The organism is Nonomuraea turkmeniaca, from assembly GCF_005889735.1.
GTDB classification, from domain to species: Bacteria; Actinomycetota; Actinomycetes; order Streptosporangiales; family Streptosporangiaceae; genus Nonomuraea; species Nonomuraea turkmeniaca.
Genome location: NZ_VCKY01000095.1, coordinates 1 through 23,857 on the forward strand (window position 1 = coordinate 1; position 23,857 = coordinate 23,857).

General features: G+C 70.6%; 19 protein-coding genes. 9 read left to right on the plus strand and 10 right to left on the minus strand.

The genetic code is table 11. The annotated features are described in order from the left end of the window. The coding region (locus tag ETD86_RS59655) for a carbohydrate-binding protein (RefSeq protein ID WP_342779306.1) at positions 1-154 on the plus strand (154 nt) is incomplete at its 5' end. 102 nt (positions 155-256) lie between these two features. On the opposite strand, the gene ETD86_RS26140 is transcribed toward ETD86_RS59655, so the two are convergent. The 7 genes from ETD86_RS26140 to ETD86_RS26170 form a co-directional block, all read right to left on the minus strand. Continuing rightward, a complete protein-coding gene (locus ETD86_RS26140; protein WP_246148182.1) occupies positions 257-2,005 on the minus strand; it encodes a substrate-binding and VWA domain-containing protein in 1,749 nt (582 codons plus the stop codon). Between the two features lie 75 nt (positions 2,006-2,080). After that, a complete protein-coding gene (locus ETD86_RS26145; RefSeq protein WP_138668813.1) occupies positions 2,081-4,798 on the minus strand; it encodes a bifunctional FO biosynthesis protein CofGH in 2,718 nt (905 codons plus the stop codon). Between the two features lie 49 nt (positions 4,799-4,847). Next, a complete protein-coding gene (locus tag ETD86_RS26150) occupies positions 4,848-5,741 on the minus strand; it encodes a DNA-3-methyladenine glycosylase family protein (protein WP_138668836.1) in 894 nt (297 codons plus the stop codon). 92 nt (positions 5,742-5,833) lie between these two features. Beyond that, positions 5,834-6,913 (minus strand): mannose-1-phosphate guanylyltransferase, encoded by a 1,080-nt coding sequence (gene manB / locus ETD86_RS26155; protein WP_246148184.1) that lies wholly within the window; start codon positions 6,911-6,913, stop codon positions 5,834-5,836. Positions 6,914-6,945: 32 nt separating this feature from the next. Then, complete coding sequence (locus ETD86_RS26160; protein ID WP_138668814.1) at positions 6,946-8,061, minus strand: glycosyltransferase family 4 protein; 1,116 nt, start codon at positions 8,059-8,061, stop codon at positions 6,946-6,948. 93 nt (positions 8,062-8,154) lie between these two features. Continuing rightward, the gene (locus ETD86_RS26165; RefSeq protein WP_246148186.1) at positions 8,155-9,042 is read right to left on the minus strand and encodes a lysylphosphatidylglycerol synthase domain-containing protein; all 888 of its coding nucleotides are present in this window, start codon (positions 9,040-9,042) and stop codon (positions 8,155-8,157) included. Positions 9,043-9,095: 53 nt separating this feature from the next. Continuing rightward, positions 9,096-9,923 carry a class I SAM-dependent methyltransferase gene (locus ETD86_RS26170; protein WP_138668815.1) on the minus strand — a complete coding sequence of 276 codons (828 nt, stop codon included), beginning with the start codon at positions 9,921-9,923 and terminating at the stop codon, positions 9,096-9,098. Between the two features lie 82 nt (positions 9,924-10,005). Here ETD86_RS26170 and ETD86_RS26175 point away from each other — a divergent pair, with 82 nt between their 5' ends. Genes ETD86_RS26175 through ETD86_RS26185 form a run of 3 tightly spaced genes read left to right on the plus strand, consistent with a single transcriptional unit; the run spans position 10,006 to position 13,129 of the window. After that, on the plus strand, positions 10,006-11,052 hold the full coding sequence (locus ETD86_RS26175; RefSeq protein ID WP_138668816.1) for an SPFH domain-containing protein: 1,047 nt from the start codon (positions 10,006-10,008) through the stop codon (positions 11,050-11,052). 22 nt (positions 11,053-11,074) lie between these two features. Then, the gene (locus ETD86_RS26180) at positions 11,075-12,160 is read left to right on the plus strand and encodes a TFIIB-type zinc ribbon-containing protein (RefSeq protein WP_138668817.1); all 1,086 of its coding nucleotides are present in this window, start codon (positions 11,075-11,077) and stop codon (positions 12,158-12,160) included. A gap of 9 nt (positions 12,161-12,169) precedes the next feature. Continuing rightward, positions 12,170-13,129, plus strand: coding sequence for a lysylphosphatidylglycerol synthase transmembrane domain-containing protein (locus ETD86_RS26185; RefSeq protein WP_138668818.1), 960 nt, complete (start codon positions 12,170-12,172; stop codon positions 13,127-13,129). On the opposite strand, the gene ETD86_RS26190 is transcribed toward ETD86_RS26185, so the two are convergent. From ETD86_RS26190 to ETD86_RS26200, 3 genes are read right to left on the minus strand one after another with little or no spacing between them, the layout of a single operon-like run. Then, positions 13,030-14,091, minus strand: coding sequence for a glycosyltransferase family 4 protein (locus ETD86_RS26190; protein ID WP_138668819.1), 1,062 nt, complete (start codon positions 14,089-14,091; stop codon positions 13,030-13,032). The genes ETD86_RS26185 and ETD86_RS26190 overlap by 100 nt on opposite strands. 4 nt (positions 14,092-14,095) lie before the next feature. Then, on the minus strand, positions 14,096-15,025 hold the full coding sequence (locus ETD86_RS26195; RefSeq protein WP_170223272.1) for a glycosyltransferase family 2 protein: 930 nt from the start codon (positions 15,023-15,025) through the stop codon (positions 14,096-14,098). Between the two features lie 56 nt (positions 15,026-15,081). Further along, positions 15,082-17,067 carry a glycosyltransferase family 39 protein gene (locus tag ETD86_RS26200; RefSeq protein ID WP_138668820.1) on the minus strand — a complete coding sequence of 662 codons (1,986 nt, stop codon included), beginning with the start codon at positions 17,065-17,067 and terminating at the stop codon, positions 15,082-15,084. Positions 17,068-17,142: 75 nt separating this feature from the next. On the opposite strand from ETD86_RS26200, the gene ETD86_RS26205 reads away from it, so the two are divergent. From ETD86_RS26205 to ETD86_RS26225, 5 genes are all read left to right on the plus strand, one after another. Further along, positions 17,143-18,615 (plus strand): hypothetical protein, encoded by a 1,473-nt coding sequence (locus tag ETD86_RS26205; RefSeq protein WP_246148194.1) that lies wholly within the window; start codon positions 17,143-17,145, stop codon positions 18,613-18,615. Between the two features lie 168 nt (positions 18,616-18,783). Continuing rightward, entirely contained in the window at positions 18,784-20,412 is a 1,629-nt protein-coding gene (locus tag ETD86_RS26210) for an LCP family protein (protein ID WP_138668821.1), read from the plus strand. 233 nt (positions 20,413-20,645) lie between these two features. Beyond that, positions 20,646-22,082 carry an acyltransferase family protein gene (locus ETD86_RS26215; protein ID WP_170223273.1) on the plus strand — a complete coding sequence of 479 codons (1,437 nt, stop codon included), beginning with the start codon at positions 20,646-20,648 and terminating at the stop codon, positions 22,080-22,082. A gap of 56 nt (positions 22,083-22,138) precedes the next feature. Beyond that, positions 22,139-23,104 carry a glycosyltransferase gene (locus ETD86_RS26220; protein ID WP_138668823.1) on the plus strand — a complete coding sequence of 322 codons (966 nt, stop codon included), beginning with the start codon at positions 22,139-22,141 and terminating at the stop codon, positions 23,102-23,104. A 38-nt stretch (positions 23,105-23,142) separates the two neighbouring features. Further along, entirely contained in the window at positions 23,143-23,856 is a 714-nt protein-coding gene (locus ETD86_RS26225; protein ID WP_138668824.1) for an acetoacetate decarboxylase family protein, read from the plus strand. Position 23,857: the final 1 nt, after the last annotated feature.

Here is a 23,857-nt window from a genome sequence, read left to right on the forward strand (position 1 = left end):
CACCACCCCCTCGGGCACGTGGCGGGCCGGGGTCGCGTACGCGGTCGGCAGCACGGTGACGTACAACGGCGTGAGCTACCGCTGCATCCAGGCGCACACGTCACTCGCCGGCTGGGAGCCCCCGAACGTCCCGGCCCTCTGGCAACGCCTCTGACCATGACGCGAAGGGGGGCGCCCAGGCGCCCCCCTTCCGCACGACCCGGCGCGAAATACGGTCCTCCCCTGTGCCCAGCCCCCGAAGGACCCGGCCGCGGGCTCAGGCAGTGGGCTTGCAGGTCGGGTGGCACAGCCGCCGGGCCAGCGCGGCGAGGAAGACGTCAATGATCTCCCCGGACTCCTGCGCCACATGCAGGGACCCGTTGGTGGCCGCCGCGACCTGCCCCAGACTTGCCCGATCCGCATCCGCCCCGAAGGCGATGATGACGATCTGCACGGGCCGATCCGGCTTCCAATCCCGCCGCAGCACCTCAAGGAGCTGCGTCAAGCTGGTGCCCTTGCCGTCGTCCTTGCCCGCCGTGATCACCAGGAGCGTGTTGTTCATCTCCTCCCGGTACTCCCCGGCGACCTTCCGGAACCCGCTGAGAATCGAGCCGTACAACGAGCTGTCCCGCCCCGGATGGGCGGCGATCGTGGCGGTCATCTCACCCAGGCGGCTCCTGCGGATCACCTGACCGCTCTCCGGCTGGTTGATCGGCCCGAGCCCGACGCGCTCCTGGTAATCCTTGATCTGCCCCAGCCCGTCCGCGAACTCCCACAACCCCATGTGCGTGGAATCGGGGAACAGCTGCAACCCGATCTTGGCCGCGTCCAGCGCCACCCTGACCCGGGTGCTGCCCTTCAGCGGCTCGGCCATGTGCTTGGAGGTGTCGGCCAGCACGAGGATGTTGGTCGGCGGGGCGAGCCGGCTCCAGGCCCGCAGCGCCTCGTCGATGTCCTGCGGCGACACCGACGACCTGGTCTTCGGCACCGCCTGGGGAATCTCCGGCCCCGGCGAGATCGGCCCCTGGTGGCCGTCGCCCGACCTGAACCCCTGCCGCCGCACGATCTCCTGCGCCTGCGGCCCCTTCAGCCACTCGGCGAACGCGGTCGACGCCTCGGCCACCGTGGGGTCGGCGGCGGTGACGACGTACGGGTAGTCGAGGTTGATCGTGCCCTCGCGCGGGTGCAACGCGACGACCGGGTCGGCGGAGGGCCGCAGGTTGTGGTTCCAGACCGACTGCTCGGGGACGATGACCACCGGCCGCTGCCAGAACGCGCGGTCGTCGACCGCCTCCAGCATGCTGCGGTAGTCGGGCGCCGAGCCGGCCTGCGCCCACCGGACGAACGCGGTGAGCGCCTTGTCCGCCTCCGGCCCCGTGCCGACGACGTCCCTGGCGGCGGCCACGGTCGCGATGCCCGCGCCGGCCAGCGACGGGTCCGGCACCCGTACGACGTCGGGCTCATTGTCGGTGGGCGTCAGCCGCCCGCGCACGGTCGACGGGAAGACCATCCGCCAGTTCATCTCGGTCTTGCCCACGGAGAAGCGCTGCGCCAGCGACGAGCGGGTCGCGAACACCAGCGGCGAGGTCGCCACCACGCTCTCCCCCGCCGGCAGCGAGCTCGCGCCCTGCTGGCGGGCCAGCCTGATCCAGGCCGAGGAGTCGGCGATCCAGCCGTCGGGCCGCTCGCGCAGCACGCCCGCCCGATCGCCGATCAGCGTGCGCAGGACGGTGGCCGGCGCATGCTCGGTCACCTGGACCAGCACACACCGGCGGCCCACCGACGTCTTCGTGTCGTTGAACCGCCCGGCCGCCTCCATGGCGGCGGGCGCCACGTCGACCGCGGCCGCAACACTGACCAGAACAGGCTCTCGTGTGGAGCACAGCGTGCCCACACCGCCGAACACCACGACGACGGCGCCGACGGCGACGGCCACGGCCGTAAGCCCCGCCAGCATGCCGCGCTGCAGCGCCTTACTGCGTCGCTGCTCAGGGGAGAGCGCGGCGCGGTGTCGACCCAACCGCACGGTGAACCTCTCTCCAGGGGAGTGACGATTCTCCCAGCGTCTGCCATAGCCAACGCAAGCCGTTGTTAGAACATGTTACAACTGGGCGATCGGGAGCACCCTCCGGACGCTCTGGCAGACACCGTCGCTCGCCTGGGACGCCTGGAGGCGTTCGGGGCTCGGGACGCCGTACTCGGTGGTGCGCTGTCGCACCGGCCTTCCGGTGATCTCGACCATCGCGCGCAGCTCGCTGATGGTCTTGTACGAGCCGTTCTCCGAGCCGGCCATCCTGCTGATCGTCTCCTCCATCAGCGTGCCGCCGAGGTCGTTCACGCCGCCCTGGAGCACCTGACGGCACAGGTCGTCGCGGAGCTTCACCCACGAGCACTGGATGTTGTCGATCGCGCCGTGGAGCAGGATCCTGGCCAGCGCGTGCACGGCCCGGTTCTCGTGGGCCGTGGGGCCGGGGCGGGCGATGCCGGCCAGGTAGATGGGGGCGCTGGTGTGCACGAACGGCAGCAGCACGAACTCCGAGAACCCGCCGGTCTCCTCCTGCAGGCGCCTGATCAGCTTGATGTGCCTGACCCAGTGCAGGTGGGTGTCGACATGGCCGTACATCATGGTGGACGTCGTCGGGATGCCGACCTTGTGCGCGGTCGTGATGACCTCGATCCACTCCTGCGTCGGGAGCTTGCCCTTGGTCAGCACCCAGCGCACGTCGTCGTCGAGGATCTCCGCCGCCGTCCCGGGCAGTGAGTCGACGCCCGCGTCCTTGGCCGCCTCCAGCCAGTCCCGGATGGACATGTTCGTCCGGCTTGCCCCGTTGATCACCTCCATCGGCGAGAACGCGTGCACGTGCATGTCCGGGGTGCGCGCCTTCACGGCCCTGGCGATGTCGAAGTACGCGGTGCCGGGCAGGTCGGGGTGGATGCCGCCCTGCATGCACACCTCGGTCGCCCCGGCCTCCCATCCCTCCTGCGCCCGGTCGGCCACCTGGTCGAGGCTCAGCGTGTACGCGTCGGCATCGGTGCGGCGCTGCGCGAAAGCGCAGAAACGGCAGCCGGTGTAGCAGACGTTGGTGAAGTTGATGTTCCTGTTGACGACGTAGGTCACGTCCTCGCCCACGGCCTGCTTCCTGAGCGCATCGGCAAGGGCGGCCAGCTCATCGAGCGCCTCCCCCTCCGCGCTGAGCAGCGCAACGGCCTCGTCATCGGTCAGACCCGCGGGATCCGCCTCAGCCCTCCTGAGCGCCTGCCACACTTCCCCGGCCACCCCACGACCACCGGCGCCGGCCGCCGCCCAGCCGGCCACCGCACTCCGCCCACCGGCCCCGGCACCCGTCGCACCGCCACCGGCAGACGCGGGCCCGGACGCGGCCTCCTCAGGCACGACGCCCTCAGACACGGCAGTCCCGGACACGGCGCCCTCAGAGGGGGTGTCTGAGGCGCTGAGGCGGTCGCGCAAGGCGTCCCAGTCGCCGTAGACGTGGTCGAAGTCGTCCCGCCGGTCATGGGTGCGCCCCGACGTGTCCACCTCGACGTGCAGATCCACCCGCCCCGAGGCGGCGAAGCCGCCGTCAGGCTCCTGCCACGGGCGGCCCTCAAGAACCACATCCTCCCGGGCCAACCCAGTGGCCGGGTCGGCCAGGGCGGCCACGTGGGCGGTCAGGCGCGGGTCCAGCCAGGGCTCCCCCGCCAGCACGTACTCCGGATAGATCGTCAGGCGCTCCCGCAACCGGAACCCCGCCTCCCCCGTACGGGCGGCGAGGTCGTCGATCTGCGGCCACGGCCGTTCGGGGTTGACGTGGTCGGGGGTCAGCGGCGACACCCCGCCCCAGTCGTCGATCCCGGCCCGGATCATGAGCTCGTACTCGGCGTCCACCAGGTTCGGCGGCGCCTGGAGCCGGACGCGCGGCCCGAGGACCAGGCGGGCCACGGCGATGGTGGCGGCCAGTTCCTGCAGGTCGGCGTCGGGCAGGCCGCGCATGGCGGTGTCGGGCTTGGCGCGGAAGTTCTGGACGATGACCTCCTGGATGCCGCCGTACTCGCGGGCCACCCGCCGGATGGCGAAGATCGACTCGGCCCGGTCCTGGACGGTCTCCCCGATCCCGATCAGGATCCCCGTCGTGAACGGCACGTTGGTCCGCCCCGCGTCCTCGAGGACGCGCAGGCGCACCGCCGGGTCCTTGTCGGGCGAGCCGTAGTGCGGCTGCCCCTTCTCCTCGAACAGCCGCCGCGACGTCGTCTCCAGCATCATGCCCATCGACGGCGCGACGGGCTTCAAACGCTGCAGGTCACGCCAGCTCAGCACCCCGGGGTTGAGGTGCGGCAGCAGCCCGGTCTCCTCCAGCACCTTGATCGCCATGGCCCGTACGTACGACAGCGTGTCGTCGTACCCGTGCGCGTCGAGCCACTCGCGGGCCTGGTGCCAGCGGTCCTCGGGCCGGTCCCCCAGCGTGAACAACGCCTCCTTGCACCCCATCGCCGCCCCCTGCCTGGCGATCTCCAGCACCTCGTCGGGGCTCAGGTACGGCGAGGGCAGCTTGTGCGGCGCGGTCGCGAACGTGCAGTATCCGCACCGGTCCCGGCACAACCTGGTCAGCGGGATGAACACCTTCCTGCTGTAGGTGATGATCCCGGCCCGGCCGACCGCCTCCAGTCCGGCGTCGCGCACGCGCGAGGCGTGTTCCAGGAGGGAGTCGAGGTGCGTGCCACGGGCGTGCAACAGTACGGTCGCCTCGGTGACGTCGAGGCTCTTGCCGTCGCGGGCGCGGGCGAGAGCACGGCGGAGCGCGGAATCACTGACCAGATCCATAGGGGCACAGTACGACGAGCTGGGTTCGCCGCCCGCACCCAGGGCCCGCTCAGAAGGACCTGTAGTCCCGGGCGGGCATCCGCGGCCCGCGCGCGGGCGGGCGCAGTCCCGAGAGGGTGATGAGCACGGTCGCGCGGTGCCGATGCCCCTCGTACGGCTCCAGCAGCCGCAACATCCCAGGGTCGTCGGTCTTCTCCCCGGTCAGGGCGTATCCCACGATCTTGGCCAGGTGGAAGTCGCCCACGCTCACGGCGTCGGGGTCGCCCAGGGCGCGCTGGCGGATCTCGGCGGACGTCCACACGCCGATCCCCGGCAGGGCCCGCAGCAGCCGGTCGAGCTCCTGCGTGGTCTTGGCGGCCTCCAGCTTGTCGGCGTGCCAGGCGGCGGTCGCGATGGTCCTGGCGCGTACGGCCTCGGCGCCCGAGCGGTGCCAGTGCCAGATCGGGATCTGCCGCCACACCGCGGGCTCGGGGATCACCCGCATGCCCTGGGGCGCCGGGCCGGGCGCGGGCTCGCCGTACCGGGTGAGCAGCCACCGCCAGGCCCGCCACGCCTCCCGCCCGACGACCTTCTGCTCCAGCACGGCGGGCACGAGAGCCTCCATGACCCGGCCGGTCCGCCCGATCCGCACCCCCGGATTTTTCCGGACAACGTCCGCCAGGAGCTCATGCTTGACGATAAATCCGGAAAGGTCGTCGTCAGCCCCGAGCAGCGCCGGCAACGCCTCCAGCGCCCACTCCGTTCCCGGCCCCCACGCCTGCCCGTACACGCAGCCGCCCGTGACGCTCACCCTGAGCGTGCACGGGCCGTCGGGCGTCCTGGTGGTGCGCCACACGGCCCCGTCGGGCGTCTGCCGCCAGGCGGGATCGCCGCTGCCGCGCTTGTGCGGCGACAACGCCAGCCCTACGTCCAGCGGCCCCTCGGGCGCCCACCTGCGCTCCATCACCGATCCAGTCTGCCCCACCCGCTCAAGCGTTCGGGCCGGAAGGGTCGAGGAGCCCCGCCGGCGAGGAGCCCTGGTGGCGCGGAAGGACGTCAGACGTCGCTGGAATAGCGCATCGCGCGCTCGGGCAGCTCGATGCCCGGCCAGATGCGTACGCCGTTCTGCAACTCGTTCCCGGCCCCTACGATGGCCCCGTCGCCGATCACCGCGTCACGCACCACCGTGCCCGCGCAGACCCGCGCCCCCTTGCCGACCACGGAGTCGATCACGGATGCGCCCGCCTCGATGACGCAGTCGTCGCTCAGCACCGACCCGACCACGGTGGCCCCGGCCTCGACGACCGCCCGCGCGCCGACCGCCGTGCCCCCCTGGACCTTGGCCTCGGGCGAGACCCGCGCCCCGGCGAGCGCCAGGTGTTCGCCCGTCGGACCCGGCAGCGCGGGCGAGTCCAGCCGTCCCAGCACCAGATCCCGCGAGCCCTGCACGAACGCGGCGGGCGTGCCGACGTCGAGCCAGTAGGTACGGTCGGCGTACCCGAGCACGAGCTGCCCCGACTCGATCAGCCCCGGGAACGTCTCCCGCTCCACGGACACGATCTGGTCCTTCGGGATCGAGTCGATCACCGACCGGGTGAAGACGTAGCATCCGGCGTTGATCCGGTTGGTCACCGGATTGGGGGTCTTCTCCAGGAACGCCGTGACCCGCCCGCTCTCGTCGGTCGGCACGCACCCGAATCGGGTGGGATCCTCCACTTCGGTCAAATGGAGCGTTACAGCGGCCCGCCGCGCGAGGTGCATGCGCACCTGGTGCTCGATGTCGTGTCCGGACAGAATGTCGCCGTTCAGGATGAGCACGGGGTCGGCCGGGCCGGAGGTGAGCGCCTCGGCGGCGTTGCGGATCGCCCCGCCGGTGCCGAGCGGGGTCTCCTCCGTGATGTATTCAAGCGAGAGCCCGAAGGCCGCCCCATCACCGAAGGCGGGCTCGAACATGGACGCCTTGTACGAGGTCGCGAACACGATCCGGCGTACGCCGAACGATCGCGCCCGGGCGAGCTGGTGGGCCAGGAACGGCACTCCGGCGGTTGGCAGCAGCGGCTTGGGCGTGCCCAGTGTCAGCGGACGCAGGCGCGTGCCCTGCCCCCCGACCAGGAGGATCGCCTCGAGGTCTGGCAAAGAGCTCTCCATCACTCAGTGAGGTTATCGAACTATTCGATGGCGCGTTGATAAGAGCTGAGGTGCGCCTCGGCCGAGGCGTCCCACGTGAATTCACGTGCTCTTGCCAGCCCCGCCTCCTGCAGTTGTTTTCTCCGTTCCGCGGAGGCGAGCAACTCCCCGAGTGCCGCGGCGATGCTGTCCGCGTCCGGCTCAGTGTAGGCCACGGCATCCCCGCCCACCTCGGGTAGCGAGGTGCGATGTGTGGTCAGTACGGGCGCGCCACAGGCCATGGCCTCGAGCACGGGAAGGCCGAACCCCTCGCCGCGCGACGGGAAGGCCACCACGAGCGCCCCGCCGAGGAACCCGGGCAGGTCGGGCGCGCGCAGGTAGCCGGGCCGCACGACCTTGACCGTGGCCTCCACCTCCCGACAGGCGGCGTCCACGTCGTCCTCGTGCACACCACCGCCGATCACCAGCGCGGGCGGCTTCTCGAGCCGTTTCACGGCGGAGGCGAAACCGCGGATGAGGTTGGGAACGTTCTTGCGAGGATCCAGGTTGCCGAGGAACGCCACGTACGGCTGGCCGTGCAGCCCGCACCGCATGGCGGCCCGGCGGATCTCCTCCTCGCTCGGCGGGTGGAACTGCGCCAGGTCGACGCCGTGGTAGGCGACGTCGATGCGGGTCGGGTCGGCGGCCAGCACGCGGACGAGCTCGTCCCGTGTCGCCTTGGACGGGACGATCACGCGCTGCGCGTGGCGTACGGCGGTGCGGGTGGCCGAGCGGAAGAACGACGCCCGCGAACTGAGTTGGTCCGGCTCGGTGAACCAGGTGGCGTCATGCACCGTCACCACGGTCGGCACACCCGAGCTGAGTGGGATGGAGTAGTAGGGCGCGTGGATGACGTCGGCCCCGGCCTGGCGGGCGAGTAACGGCAGTCCGGTCTGCTCCCAGGCGAGTCTGGCGCCTCTGTTGGTGATCGCGACGGGACCGGAAAGCACATCGGCCGAGGGCGCCAGCCGCCGATATCGATCCGCTTCGGCCCGCTGGCACACGACGGCGAGGTCGGCGCCGGCCCCGTGGAGGGCTGCCACGAGCCCGTCCACATATCTGATCAACGCGCCGCGGTCCGCGGGGACGGCCGCTGCGTCGACGAGCACACGAGGCATACGAAGATCTTCTCCCCTCAAGATCAACGTGGGACTGGTCGTCCCCCTCTAAAGTTCAGCTTATGACCAGCCTCCCCTAAAACGTGTGGCAAATCACACCGAGTCGCGACGCGCCGCAATTCCCGCCAGGCCAGCGCAGATCAGATCCCCTATGACGATGACAATGCGGGAGGAAAGGGCGACCGCAATTGCGGAGCCACGGTCAAGTTGGGGGGCCAGCACCGCGACCATCGCGACCTCCCGCACGCCCGCGCCGGCCGGGACGACAAAGGTCATGATGCCCAGGCACCACGACAGCGCGAAGGCGCCGACGGCGAACAGCAGGCCGCCCTGCGGGGCGATGCAGTAGAGGTGGACGCCGTAGGCGGTCCAGCCGGCCAGCGCCCAGCCGAGCGCGGTCAGCATGCCGCGCCGGGTGAGCGGGCGTTCGAGCGGCTCCCGCTTGAGCCGCCGCAGTCCGAACGTGATCACGGCGTTGATGACCTTGGGCTCGAGCAGGACCAGCAGCAGCGGGATGAGCAGCAGCAGCCAGCCGTACTTGTCCCAGCCGAGCGTGCCGAGCGTCACCAGCAGGCCGGTGGCGAGCTGGATGGGCATCATCAGGAAGAACGCCGCCGCGCTGCGCGAGCGCGGCACGCCGAGGTCGCGGCCCATCTCCATCTGGGCGAGCATGGGCCAGACGGTGCCGGGGATGTACTTGCCGAGCTGGCCCACGAAGAACACCTTGGCCGCGGGCCTGAGCGGCAGCGGCGAGCCGAGGTCGGCCAGCAGGGTGCGCCAGGTGAGCATGGCCCCGAGCAGCGCGGCGACCACGGCGACCAGCGACCCGGCCAGCGCGGGCCAGGACAGCCGGGCGAACCCGGCGAGCACGGCGTCCCACTGCGACGCCACGGCCCACCCGCCGAACCCGAGCGCGACGAGCAGGAACCCGACCCGAACGAGCTTCTTCGCCAGCGACCGGCCGGGGCGAGCCGGCTTCACGACGCCCTCATCGGCGGAACCGCCGGCAAGAGCCGCCTCACGGGGATGCTCACTCACAGGGGGCGGAGCCGCTCGGGCGGCTGCGGCAGTGCCGCGCCCGCGGGGGGCCTCGGGGTCTTGGTGGCGACCCACAGGTACGTCGGCACGACCGGCAGCAGCAGCCTGAGCACCGCCCGCGGCATCCTGGCCAGTGCGGCCTTCACCACCTGCCCCGGCAGCCCGGGGAACAGCTCACCACCGGCGAACCTGGTCGGCGTGGCCAGCACGGGGAACGTGTAGTCCCACACGTGGAAGGCCCTGAGCATCTTGCGCAGCCCGCGCCGCGTCCTGAACCGTTCGTAGTAATGATCGGCCCGCCCGAACGCCCGCACGTAGCGATCGGCGAGCGCAGGCGGCAGGTAGGACAGGAACGGCAGCTTGTAGTGCGGCTCCATCACCCCGAGCCGGTTGCCGAGCCCCAAGTAGAGCACCCCGTCGTCGGAGAGCACCCGGTGCATCTCGGCCACCACCGCGTCCGGGTCGACCACGTGCTCGTAAATGTGGTTGAACACCAGCACGTCGATCGAGTCGTCCGGGAACGGCAGCGCGGTGCCGTCGCCGCACACGAACGCCACCCGCTCCCCGAACCGCTCGGCCGCCTTACGCAGCCCCGGCACGTCGATGTCGATGCCCATCGTGTGCTCGGCCCCGGCCAGCGCCAGCTCGTCGGCGATGAACCCGGCCGAACAGCCCACGTCGGCCACGGTCAGCCCGCCGAGCGGCCCGCGGAAGTGCTCCAGCACAGCGATGATCTTCGCTGCCTTCCGCCGCCGTTTCTCCTCGTCGAGCATGGCGGACTGGAACTCCGAGTATTCGAGCTGCGCGAGCCGTTGCTTCCCCACGGGGCCCCACAGTACCCATCTCACCGCCGACTCGCTTTGGTACGGTGGCCGCCCTGGCACGAGAAGGACGTACGGGGGCGAAGTGGCGTTGTTCGACAAGATCCGGGGCGAATTCATCGACATCGTCGAGTGGCTCGACGACAGCAGGGACACTCTGGTCTGGCGTTTTCCCCGCCACGAGAACGAGATCAAGATGGGTGCCCGGCTCGTGGTCCGCGAGTCGCAGGTCGCGGTCTTCGTCAACGAGGGCGAGATCGCCGACGCGTTCGCGCCGGGCACGTACACGCTGGAGACCCGGAACCTGCCGATCCTGTCCACCCTGAAGGGCTGGAAGTACGGCTTCCAGTCGCCGTTCAAGGCCGAGGTGTACTTCGTCAGCACCCGCCAGTTCGCCGACTTCAAGTGGGGCACGCAGAACCCGGTGATGGTGCGGGACGCGGAGTTCGGGCCGGTGCGGCTGCGGGCGTTCGGGGCGTACGCGGCCCGGGTCACGGACGCGCGTGCGCTGCTGCGGGAGCTGGCCGGGACCGATCCGCAGTTCCGCACCGAGGAGGTGGAGGGTTACCTGCGCCAGATGGTCGTGGGCCGGCTCGCCCACGCGCTCGGCACGGCCGGCGTGCCGGTGCTCGACCTGGCCGCCAACCAGCACGAGATGGGGCGGCGGCTGGCGGAGGTCCTGACGGCCGACCTGGCCGGGGTGGGGATCGCGATCCCGACCTTCACGATCGAGAACATCTCGCTGCCGGAAGAGGTGGAGCGGGCGCTGGACAAGCGGTCGCAGATGGGGATCGTCGGTGACCTCGGGGACTACGCGCGCTTCCAGGCGGCCAACGCGCTGGAGAACAGCGGCGGCGCCGCCGAGGGCATGGGCCTGGGCATGGGCATCGCCGCCGGTCAGCAGATGGCCGCCGCCCTGACGCCACAGGGCCCGCCGCCACTCCCCCAGTGGTACCTCGGTGCCGGCGGCGAGCGGCGCGGACCGTTCGACCAGGCGGCCCTGCCTGCCGCAGGCCTGACCCCGGACGTGCTCGTCTGGCGGTCCGGGATGCCGCAGTGGATGCCCGCGCGGGACGTTCCCGAGCTGGCCCCCCTGCTGCGCGACACGCCGCCGCCGCTGCCGCCCGCCTGAGCACGCCCGAAAGGACCCCCCGGTGACCACCCACACGCCGCAGGCCCATGGCACTCCGGCGCAGCCGTGCGCGGGCTGCGGAGCGAGCGTGACCTTCGCCCCCGGCACGACGACCCTCCAGTGCCCGTACTGCGGCCGGCGCCAGAACATCGCCCCGCCGACACGCCAGGTGCGCGAGCACGCCTACGACGCCTTCCTGGCCAAACCCCGCGTCCACACCCTCGCCCCGAACCAGTTCACCTGTCCGGGCTGCGCCGCCCGCACGGAGAGCGACGCGATCTCCAAGGCGTGCCAGTTCTGCGGCACCGCCCTGGTCGCCGACACGGCGTACGACACCCAGATCGCCCCCGAGGCCGTGCTCCCGTTCGGCCTGGACCGGAGCGGCGCAAGGAACGCCCTGCGCATCTGGGTGAGGACCCGCTGGTTCGCCCCGAACCGCCTCAAGAAGGTCACCGAGGCGGAGACCATGAAGAGCACGTACCTGCCGCACTGGACGTTCGACGCGGCCACGGTCTCCGACTACGTCGGCCAGCGCGGCGAGCACTACTGGGTCACCAAGAGGTACACGGTCAACGGCGAGAGCAGGACCCGACGCGAAAGGCGCACCCGCTGGCACCCGGCCGGCGGCCGGGTGGCGCGTAACTTCGACGACGTCCTGGTCGCCGCCACGACACAGGTGACCGGGGAGCAGCTGGGCAAGCTGCAGCCCTGGCCGCTGGAACGCGCCGTCCCGTTCGACCCCGGCTACGTGGCCGGGCACCACTCCCTGCGTTACGACACCGAACCGCAGGCCGGAATGGAGCAGGCCAAGACCGTCATGGCCGGGGTCATCCACGGCGACTGCCGCCGCGACATCGGCGGCGACGAGCAGCGGGTCTCCTCGGTGAACACGAGCTACTCGCAGGTCACGTTCAAGCTGGTCCTGCTGCCGGTGTGGATCGGGAACTACTTGTACGGCGGCAAGACGTACCAAGTGCTGATCAACGGTGTGAACGGTGAGGTCCAGGGCGACCGGCCGTACAGCGCACTCAAGATCACACTGGCCGTGCTGGCCGCGGTGGCGCTCGTCGCGGCTGTCGTCTGGCTTTACCTGGCGAACCGCGCGTAGCCTGAGCGAATGCTCCGTCGGCTGCTGCGCGTCGTCCTGGCCTTGGCCGCACTCGGTTTCCTGGGGTACGGGCTGGCGAAGAACTGGGACGAGACCACCGCCGCCGTGGCCGCGATGTCACCGTGGGCGGTGCTCGGGGCCTTCGTGGCGGTGCTGCTCGGCCAGTTCTTCATGCTGGTGGCCTGGCGGGAGATCCTGGCGGGGCTGGGCACACGGGTGCCGCTGCGGATCGCCGGGCGGATCATGTTCGTGGGCCAGCTGGGCAAGTACATCCCGGGCGCGGTGTGGGCGTACGCGGCGATGATGGACCTGGGCCGGGACCACGGCAGCCCGCCGCGGCGCACGTTCGCGACGATCTCGCTCGGCCTGGTGATCAACATCGGGGTGGCGATCTCGATCGCGGCCGCCACGCTCTGGACGCTGGACGCGGTCCGCCAGGCCTGGTATCTGGTGCTGCTCGTCCCGGTGATCGCCGCGTGCCTGCATCCCAAGGTGCTCACCTGGGGGCTCAACCTGGCGTTGCGCATCGCGCGCAAGGAGCCGCTGGAGAGTGTGCTGCCCGGCCGGACCGTGGTCGTCGCGGTGGCGTGGACCACCCTCGGCTGGTTCGTCTACGGCGTCCACATCTGGCTGCTCGGCGGCCGCGCTGATCTGTACATCATCGCGACCGGCGCCTACGCGTTCGCCTGGGCCACCGGGATCCTCACCGTCGTGGTGCCCGCGGGCGTCGGGATCAGAGAGGGCGCATTGGTGCTCGTGCTCGGGCCGGTCATCGGCACCGCACCCGCGCTGGCGGTGGCGATCGTGTCGCGGCTGGCGTTCACGCTGGCGGACGCGACGGCGGCGGGCATCTCGTTCCTGCTCGGCCGTCAGATCCCCAAGAGCGTCCCCGCGTACGCCGACCAGAACGGCTCGGCATCGACGGCCTTGACCCCCGACCGCAACCTCTCAGGCTCCCCCGAGGCGTAGAACCGTTCGATCGCGGCCCGCAGCGCGCCGGCGTCGCCCGGCTCGACGAGCAGCCCGTCCACGCCGTCGGTGACGTGGTCGGCCAGCGCGCCCACCCGGGTGGCGATCACCGGGACGCCGTGCTCGTGGGCCAGCCAGACGTTCTGGCTGGCGGTCGCGTTCCGGTAGGGCAGCACGAGTGCGTCGGCCGCGGCGAACAGCCTGGGCACCTCCTCGGCGGCGACGTAGCCGGGCCGCAGCTCCACCCGGTCGCCGATGCCCAGCTCGTCGATCAGCGCCTTCGTCTCGTCGAGCCCGCCCCAGAACTCGCCCGCCACGGTCAGCGAGATCCCCTCAGGCAGCGCCCTGAGCAGCAGGTCCAGCCCCTTGTACGGGCGGACCATGCCGAAGAACAACAACCGCCGGTGCACCTGCGACGAGCGCTCGGCGGTGGTGGACGGCAGGTGCGGGGGCAACGCCGCCACGCTGACCGGCTTGCCCGTCAGCCCTCCGGCCAGCCCGGCCTGCTGCTCGGAGTGGGCCAGCACGCCGTCGACCCGCTTCAGCAGGGCCTTCATGAGCGGCTCGTCGTAGGGCTTCCGCTCGTGCGGCAGAACGTTATGGCAGAGGGCGATCGTCCGGGTCTTCCGCGAGATCCCGTACAGAATCCCCAGGTACGCGGGAACCTGCACCGGGCTCAGCACGGCCAGCACCACCAGGTCGGCCGACCTCAACCTCCGCCCGGCCGCCACCCACCCGTCCGGCCGCCGCCAGTCCAGCCTGCGCACGGTCTTCGGATAGGGCGTGCCCTCGGGCGTGGAGATCGTCTGCTGCCCCGGATAGAGGAACGACGGGTACTGCGCCCGCCACGACTCGATCACCACGTCGTGCCCGAGCGCTGCCAGGCGGTGCGCCAGCTCGGTGGTGTGCTGCGCCCCTCCGCCCTTGTACGGATAGGTCGGCCCGACGATCGCGATCCGCACGTGCCTACTCTCCCCGCGAGCGCACGATCAGGTCGGCCAGCAGCGCCACCGACCCGATGAGCATCCCGGACAGGAAGATCATGACGGTGTTGGCCGGGAAGTAGAACGGGTGCTGGACCATGTCCCAGACACCCTTCACGAACCCGATGCCGACCAGCCACAACGCGGGCGGCATCAGCACCTTGAGCGGGTTGAAGTACATGATCATCCGCAACACCTGCAGGATGTAGCGGTAGGCGTCGGACACGAAGCTGAACTTCGACTTGCCGGCCCGCTTGGCGTACTCGATCGGCAGGTAGTAGATGTCGTGCTGGTTGGACAGGAACGACAGTGTGATCGTCGTCACACACGAGAACCCGGGGGGCAGCAGCCGCAGGTAGGGCCTGGCCACCTGCTTGCGGAAGGCCCGCAGCCCCGAGTTGAGGTCCGGGATCTTCTGCCCGGCCAGCTTCTCCGCGACCTTGCGGATCACGAACTTGGCGGGCACCCGCAGCAGCTTGTGCGAGCCCTCCTCGCTGGTGCGCGCGCCGACCACCTGGTCGATCGCCGGGTCCTTGTCCAGGATCTGCACCAGCTCGGGGATGCGGTCGTTGGGGTAGGTCATGTCGGCGTCGGTCCAGACGACGATCTCGCCCTTGGCCTCCTGTGTCCCGATGCGCCGCACGGTGCCGGCGCCGCCGTTGCGGTGGAAGGCGCGCACGCGCAGGTGCGGGTAGCTCGACGCGGCCTCCTGCAGCCGGGCGAGGGTCAGGTCGGTCGAGCAGTCGTCGATGGCGAGGAGCTCGTACGTGTAGCCGCTCGAGTCCATGGCCCTCGTGATGCGCTCGACTTCGTCGATGACGTGATCCTGCTCGTTGTAGCAGGGCAGGACGATGGTGACGTACGGCGCTTCTTCCACAGCAGGTCCACTCTTGGGGGTCTCAAGCGTGCTCACGGGGGTCGAGGTTACTCTGCCCACCTTAAGGCCGGCTCCACATCAGGCCGATCTCTTCACCCAGCGACGGCCATCCACACGTTGACCCGCAACGTCCACGTACCGTTCGGGGCGTCCAGGAGCGAGCGCTCGTCCTGACGGGTGACCAGCGTCATCACCTGCTCGGCCGGCCCGTACGGCGCGACCTGCGCGGCCTCGGCGGCCAGCACGACGGGAACGCGGCCGGCCGCGCGAATCCGGTCGATCAGGCGGCGTACGTCGGCCTCGGGCGCGGTGTCCGCCCCGTTCCGCACCACCTCCGCGGCCGGGCGGTCGCACATTCCGCGGATGAGCTGGGTGAACCGGTCGCCGGTCACCCGTTCGACGATCAGCACGGACGCGTTGGGCGGGATGTCGGCGCACATCGCCTCGACCGCGGCCGCCTCGCCCCGCTCGACCGGGGTGAAGGCGGTGCCGATCGAGGTCACGGCGGGCGGCACGAGCACGACCAGGGCGGCGGCCGCCGTCACCCACCAGCGCGTGGTGCGCAGGCGGCTCAGCGTGTACGTGGCGAGCAGGATCAGCCCCGGGATCACGATGGGGACCAGGCGGCGGGCGGCCCACGGGTGGTCGGGGGTGATCTCGGGCCGCAGCAGCGTGGTGACGGTGGTCCAGCCCACGACCGCGAGCGGCAGCAGCCAGTCGAAGGGCGTGCCGTCGCGCAGCAGCCTGCGGACGAGCACGGCCGCCGCGATCGTGGCCAGGATCACCACGGGGAGGCCGACGTACCAGACGACCCAGTGCAGGGAGTCCTCGAAGTAGAGCCGACGGCCGTCCGCGGGCAGGCCGTTGGCCAGCTGGATCTGCTCGATCATCCTGAAGGTGCGCCAGTCTTCGGACGTGACCGGGACGCGGGTCACGGTCTGCAGCCACGGCCGCGCGTACAGGGCCGCCATGAGCAGCACCACCAGCCCCGCCCCGATCGACGGCGCCCATCCGGGCAACCGGATCCTGGCCAGGAGCGGCGCGGCGGCCGTGCCGATCCCGATGAGCAGCAGCACCCCGCCGCAGATGAACAACAACGGCCTGACCGAGCCGGACAAGTAGGACAGGTACGGGCGAGCCAGCAGGTACCCCGCCAGCATCCCGAGCCCGGCCCCGGCCACCAGCCCGATCAGCAGCGGCAACCCCAGCGCCCCCTGCGGCCGGGAGAGGCGCGAGCTCCGCCGCATCGCGATCAGCAGCCCCGCGAACACCAGCACCGGCAGCACGTCACGCAGCCCGTCGACCCTGACCAGCACGGCCAGCCCGAACACCAGCCCCGCCGGCAGCCCCCGCGCCCAGCCCGGCCGGTCGAGCGCGTCATGCGCCAGCGCCAGCCCGCCGAACAGCAGGATCAGCGACGGGATCTCGCTGAACGTGGTCCGCGAGGTGTAGAGGATCGGCAGGCTCACCGCGAACGCCAGCGCCGCGAGCACCGCCCACCGGGGCCCGGCCAGCCGTGCCGCCACCCCGGCCACCGTGAGCACGGCCAGCCCGCCCAGCACGGCCGGCATCGCGAACGGCATGCCGAGCCAGTGGCCGAGCGCGAACAACATCGGCGCCCCCGGCATGAACTGGGGCACCACCCCTCCGTCCGCGCCGTAGAGCCCGACGCTGACGAAGTCCAGCGAAGGGTCGACCCCGCCGAACGCCTCCGGCTGGACGGGAACGGGCAGCGCCCCATGGCCGGCGATCCAGGCGGTGTACTGCGCGTAGGTGGCCGGGTCGCGCCTGACGATCAGCTGCTCGCTGTGCATGACCACGTTGAACGCGGCCGATGCCGCCGCGACCGCCACCACCCCGGCGACCTGCCACACCGTGGCCTCGGCCACCTTGCCGATCCGCCGCGTCCCGGCCCAGCACAGCAGCGCGGCGGCGGGCACGCCGAGCAGCAGCGCGGGCAGCGGCGCGAACCGGCCGAGCAGCAGCAACGGCAGCCCGGCCAGCAACCAGCCCGCCACGGCGAGCGCGGGCACCACCGAGAGCGCGGCGAGCACCCGGCCGGGTCGATCGAGTTCCATCGGTGAGCGAGCGTATCCAACGTCCCGTGGCGCGGGCTCCGTGTGCCGGCCGGTAGCGTACGCGACGTGCCGGAGATGCAGGAGGACGGGCAGGTGACGTCAGCGGTCCGCGCGGCCGAGCCCGCGCCGAGCGGCCGGTGGGCCGGTGTCGCGGGGCGCCGGTGGGCCGGTGTCGCGCGGCGGCACCGGTGGTTCCTCGGGGTGCTCGCTCTCGGCACGCTCCTGCGTGCCCTGGCCATGCTGGGCTACCGCCCGGCCCTGTGGTTCCCCGACTCCTACACCTACATCGTCACCGTCTTCAAACCCCGCCCCGACCTCGTGCGTCCGGCCGGCTACTCGATGTTCATCACGCTGCTGGAGCCGTTCCATTCCTTCGCCGTGGTGGCGGCGGCGCAGCACCTGCTGGGGCTGGGCACCGGCGTGCTGATCTACCGGGTCGCCAGGAAAGCTCCCAAGTGGGCGGCGACGCTGGCCACGGTGCCCGTGTTGCTCGACGCGTACCAGGTCGAGCTGGAGCACCTGCTGGTCTCCGACACGTTGTTCATGTTCCTGGTCGTATCCGCCGTGGCGCTGTGCACGACGCAACGGACGAGCACGGTCGCCGCCATCGGGCTGCTGCTCGCCGCCGCCACGCTGACCAGGACCGTCGGCCAGCCGCTCATCGTCGTGCTCGCGGCCTGGTTCGTCCTGCGCAGGCGGATCAGGCTCGCCGGGGTGCTGGTGGCGGCCGCCCTGGTGCCCATCGTCGCCTACGGAGCCTGGTTCTACGCCACCTACCAGCGGGTCGGCCTCGTAGGCGCGAACGGCGCCTTCCTGTACGCCCGCACGATGTCGTTCGCCGACTGCGCCAAGATGAACCCGCCGCCGGACCTGAAGGTCCTGTGCGACCCGCGCCCGCCCGAGCAGCGCCCGCCGTCCCAGGAGTACATCTGGGCCGAAGACGCGCCTCTGGTGATGTTGCCGGGCATCACGTTCACGAAGGAGAACGACGACCTGGCGGCCAGGTTCGCGATGCTGGCGATCGTCAAGCAGCCGCTCGACTACGCCGGCTCCGTCCTGACCGAGCTGGGCCGCACGTTCCGCTGGGACCGGGCGGTCTATCCGGACCAGGAGGTCTACAGCTATTACCAGTTTCCGGTGACCCCACCGGGACCACCTGGCCGCTATCCCGCGCAGGTCGGCGCGGAGTATGCCAAGCTCTATGAGCAAGGTGCGATCGGCACGGAGATCGTCGAGCCCTACGCCGGATGGCTGAGGGCCTACCAGAGCATGGCGCGGCTGCCCGGCCCGGTGCTCCTGGTGGTCCTCCTGGTGCCTCCCGTGGCGGCGATCGCCCGTAGGCGTAAGGCAGAGCGCCTCGCGGGCGCTCCGTCCTGGCTGGTGCCCTGGTCAGTGGCCGTTGTGTTGCTGATCACACCGGCCGCGGCGGCGGAGTTCGACTATCGGTACGTGTTGCCGGCCGTACCTCTGGCCTGTCTTGCCGCGGCCCTGAGCATCAGGCCTGACCTGGGAAATCAGTCAGGAAGCCAGAAAGAGTTCAGCGAATGATATTCCACCTCATGTCCGGCTCTGAGTATGCTTGCCCGCGGAAACATCACGCCCGGGTCACGGTCGTTTCCGGCAGTCGTCGCTCCGGACACGCGGAACGTGACCTAATCTCGTGGCGCGGAACGACCAAGCCGGCGCGCGAGCGCGAGGAACGAGGCTAGGGGGCGTATGACTGACTACAGGAGCGTGCCGGTAGCCGACCCGCTGCATGATCGCCGGGTCGCCCCCACCCAGCCCGGCAGCAGGATGGCGCGCCGGGCCGCGGCGGCCGCCCCGCCGCCGCCACCGCCCGACGACCGGCCGCCGCGCAACCACCGCGGCGGCGGAGGCGGCCAGGGCAAGATGCGGGTGCTGGCCTGGATCAGCATCGGCGTCACGTCGGTCATGGTCGCGGGCTCGCTGACCGCCTACACGATGTACCGGGACGCCTTCGGCAACATCACCCAGAAGCCCGTCAAGGAAGACATCATCAACCCGCGTCCCCCGGACACGGGCGCGCTCAACGTGCTGCTCGTCGGCTCCGACACCCGCGCGGGCGACGGCAACGCCAAATACGGCCAGCAGACGGCCAGGCTCGCCGACGCGGGCGGCAAGCGCACCGACACGATCATCCTGATGCACATCTCGCCCAACCGCGACAAGGCACAGCTGATCAGCTTCCCGCGCGACTCGATGGTGCAGGTCCCCCGGTGCAAGAACGAGACCACCAAGCAGGAGATGCCCCCGCGCCGCGACATGATCAACTCGGCGTACAACTCCGGCGGCATCGCCTGCACGATCTCCACCATCGAGACGCTCACGCAGATCCGCATCAACCACTTCGTCGAGGTCGACTTCAGTGGGTTCAAGAACATCGTCGACTCGCTCGGCGGCATCGAGATCTGCCTGAAGTCGGGCGTCAACGACAAGGCGTCCAAGCTGGTCCTGCCGCCGGGCAAGAGCCTGCTCAACGGTGAGAAGGCGCTCGGATACGTACGCCTGCGCAAATACGGCGACGGCAGCGACATCCAGCGCATCAAGCGCCAGCAGATCTTCCTGAGCAAGGTCGTCGCCAAGGCCACCAGCAGTGACCTGATGACCGACGTGGGCAAGCTGCGGGGCTTCATCGCCGCAGCGGCCGGGTCCGTCACCATGGACCCCGAGCTGGCCAACGACACCGAGCGGCTCATCGAGATCGCGATGAGCGCCAAGCAGCTGACGGCCAAGGGCGTGCAGTTCACGACGGTCCCGTGGGCAGAGGACCCCGAGAACAAGAACCGCGTGGTCTGGACGGCTGACGCCGCCAAGCTGTTCACCGCGATCAGGACCGACACCGAGGTCGCCGTCCCGACTCCGTCGGCCAGCGCCAAGCCCAAGGTCACCGTCAAGCCGGAGCAGGTGAAGGTCCAGGTGCTCAACGGCACCAAGACCGTGGGCAAGGCCCGCGAGGTCGCCGACCAGCTCGCCGAGCAGGGCTTCAACGTCGTGAGCGTGGGCAACTACGAGGCCACGAACGGTCAGAGCATGGCCAAGAGCGAGATCCACTACGCCAAGTCGATCGCCACGGCGCCCGACTACGCCGGCACGCTCGCCGGCGCGGTCGTGCCCAAGCCGGCTCCGGCGGCGGGCAAGGTGCCGGCGACCAACGCGCAACCGTACGCGCCGGTGACCGCCGCCGCGGGGACCACGCCGAAGAGCGGTCCGGTGATCCAGCTCGTCGTGGGCGAGGACTTCGAGTCGGTCAAGGTGACGGAGCTGCCCGACAGCGTGAAGCAGAGCACCATCACGGCGTCGCAGCAGACGAACGTGTGCACCTAGTGCGGCACGACGATGGTGGATTGTCGCAGCTCCTCAAGCAGGCACAGGGAATGGTGGACGCTCCAAGTTCCCTGTGTAAGCGGGCGTTCTGGGCGTCCTTGAGAGACAGAAGCCCTCGAGCCGGATAGTCTGTTGCGGGTCGGCGACGCAGCGCGACACCGAATCGTAAGGTGGTATTCACGTCGTGGTGTCGTCGTGTTCCCCGGCCCCTAGCGAAGCTGAGCGTCCTTCTCGTGTCTGACACCAGATTCTCTCCACCGGCCACACCCACGCCGAGCTCGGCGGGTCCGGACGAGGGAGGTGGGCCCGCCAACACGGGCGCGCGGTGGCCGCTGCCGGAGGAGGCCTTCTGGAGCGAGCGGACCGACCCGCACGGTGCCCTGCCGGGCGACCAGCCGGCCCCGGGCACCTCCGCTCAGCCTGCCGGTCCCGCTCAGCCTGCCGGTCCCGCTCAGCCCGCCGGTCCCGCTCAGCCCGCCGGCCTACGCGCGGTCCCAGCCGGCCCGCCGCCGGTTGATCCCCGCGGAGTGCCGGCCGACGTTCGGCCCACCAGCCCGCGCGGAGTGCCCGTAGACGCCCAGCCGGGCGGGGCAGCGCCGGGCGAGGCGGGCCGGGTCGCGACGGAGGAGCGGCCGCTGACGCAGGCCGAGCCGAAGACCGAGGCCGAGCCGGCCAAGCGCAAGCGCGATCCGTTCCTCGACAACGTCAAGTTCGTCCTGATCGCGCTCGTGGTCGTCGGCCACTCCCTGGTGCCGACGCTGTCGGCCGACTCCTCCAGGGCCCTCTACGTCTTCATCTACACCTTCCACATGCCGCTGTTCGTACTGATCAGCGGCTACCTGTCCAGGAACTTCTGGAACTCCAACGCCAAGACCAACAAGCTGGTCGACACGTTCCTGGTCCCGTACGTCATCGTCGAGGTCGGCTACGCCGCGCTCCGCTTCTCCCTGGGACAGAAGTGGAGCCTGACGATCATCGACCCGGCGTGGCTCAACTGGTACCTGCTGGCGCTGCTGTTCTGGCGGTTGTCCACACCGGTGTGGAAGCGGATGAAATACCCGGTCCCGGTGGCGATCGCGATCTACCTGTTCGCCGGGTTCTCGCAGATCTCCGGCGACTTCAGCATGGACCGCTTCTTCGGCCTCCTGCCGTTCTTCGTGATCGGCCTGGTGATGCAGCCTGAGCACTTCGAGCTGCTCAACCGGCGGTGGATCAAGATCGTGTCGGTGTTCACGGTCATCGGCGCGGCCGCGGTGGCGATCTACATCGCGCCCAGGGCGCCGCTCGACCCGTTCTACTTCAAGCACAGCTTCCAGGACATGGACCTGTCCTGGTACATGGGGCTGGGCCTGCGCACCGGGCTCCTGGTGTGCTCGCTGGCCATGTGCTTCGCGGTGCTGGCGCTGGTGCCCAGGAGCGAGACGTGGTTCTCCGACCTCGGCACCCGTACGCTCTACTGCTACCTGCTGCACGGCATCCCGGTGCTGATCGCCAAGGAGATGGGCTGGCTGGAGTTCCCGTGGCTGCACGGGCCGCTCGGCGTGCTGGCGATCAGCTCCAGCTGCTTCGCGCTGGCGATCATTCTGTGTCTGCCGGAGACCAGGACCGTCTTCAAGTGGGTGCTCGAGCCCCGCCTCGTCTGGCTCTATCGCCGCCCCTCTCGAAGTTAAGCGACCGTTCCACCCGTATTAACGCCTTTGACCTGGTAGGCGCGGAGCATCGACACATGCGCGCATGTGTCGCCACAACCGTCCATCACCCCGAGGACGCCCGGATCATGCACAGGCAGATCAGGGCGTTGCTCGACGCGGGCCACGAGGTGACCTACGTGGCGCCGTTCACCTACTACAACGTGACTCCGGTCATGGGGCTCACCGCGGTGGACGTGGCGCGCTCGGCCCCGTACGGCAAGGCGCGCTCGGCGCTCAGACGCGGCGTCAAGGGGGCGGACCTGCTGATCGTCCACGACTACAGGCTGCTGCACGCGCTGCCGTACCGGCGTCCTCCGGTCGTGTGGGACATGCGCGAAGGGGTCACCCCCCGGCAACTGGCCCGCGCCGAGCGCCGCCACCGAGTGATCACCTCCGCGGTGGTGCCCGAAGCGACCCTGGTGTCGTCCAGCCCTCCCCCTCCTGGCGACACCAGGGTCGTGCACATCGGCCGGCTGGCCGCCGATCGCGGCGTCAACGAGCTGATCGGCCTGGCGGAGCGCCTGGTCCCGCACGGCGTCAGGCTGGACCTCATGGGGGCGGCGGAGCGCGACGTGCGCCCGCTGTTGCGGGACGCGCAGCGGGTCGGCCTGCTCGACTGGTTCGGATACGTGCCCAACCGGCACGCGCTGCGCATGGCCGAGGGCGCGCTGGCCGGCCTCTCGCTGGCCGACGACACGGTCAGCGAGGCGCCGACGAAGATCATGGACTACATGGGCCGCGGGCTGCCGGTGATCACGACGCCGCAGGGGGCCGCGTTGGTGGAGGGCGCCGGTTGCGGGCTGGTCGTGCCGCTGGACGTGGACGCGGTGCTGAACGCCGTACTCGACCTGAAGGAGAACCCGGTGCGGCGGGCCAAGCTCGGAGCCCAAGGCCACGCCGAGGCGCGCCTGCGCCACCACTGGCCGGACCACGCGGCGGCCTTCGTGCGCCAGGCCGAGTTGTGGGCGGGCCGGTCCGCCACGCACGCTCTGGCGGTGTAGCCATGGCGGGCCGGGCCGGGGGTTGATGTACTGGGTCCATGGCATCGCATCTGATCCAAGGCCGGGCGGTGGACATGCCTGTCCGGGTGAGGGACGCGGAGATCTGCAGCGCCTTCTACCCGGTGCGTGCGGACGCCGCCAGGGCGGTCATCGCGTACTCAGGGCTCGACGTGGCCGAGGCGCTGCCCGGCAAGGCCGTCTGCATGCTGCTGTTCGTCGACTACCGGGATGGGGACCTCGACACCTACCACGAGTTCGGGATGGCCTTCCTGGTCCGTCCTCCGGGCGCATCGGGAGCCAAGGGGCTCGCCGATCTGCGGCAGTCGGGGATCTTCGTGCACTGGCTGCCCGTGGACCAGCGGTTCACGCTGGACGCTGGGCGCACGATCTGGGGGTTCCCGAAAGAGCTCGCGGACATCGAGTTGCGGCTCGACTCGCCCTACAAACGGTGCATCCTCCGCAAGGACGATCGGCTCGTGCTGGACATGCTGATCAAGCCGGGCGTGCCCGTGCCGGCCGCCGCGGCGATGACGCCGATGGACGCGTACACGCACCTGGACGGGGTCACGCGGCGCGTTCCCTGGTCCGTACGCGCCCGCGGCGCCAGGATGCGGCCCAGCGGCGCGCTGATCCGCCTCGGCAACCATCCCATCGCCAAGGAGCTGAGCGAACTGGGGCTGCCCAAGCGGGCGATGTTCGCCACGACCGTCTCGCGGGCGGCCATGACGTTCGGTGCGGCGGTGGAGGTCTGAG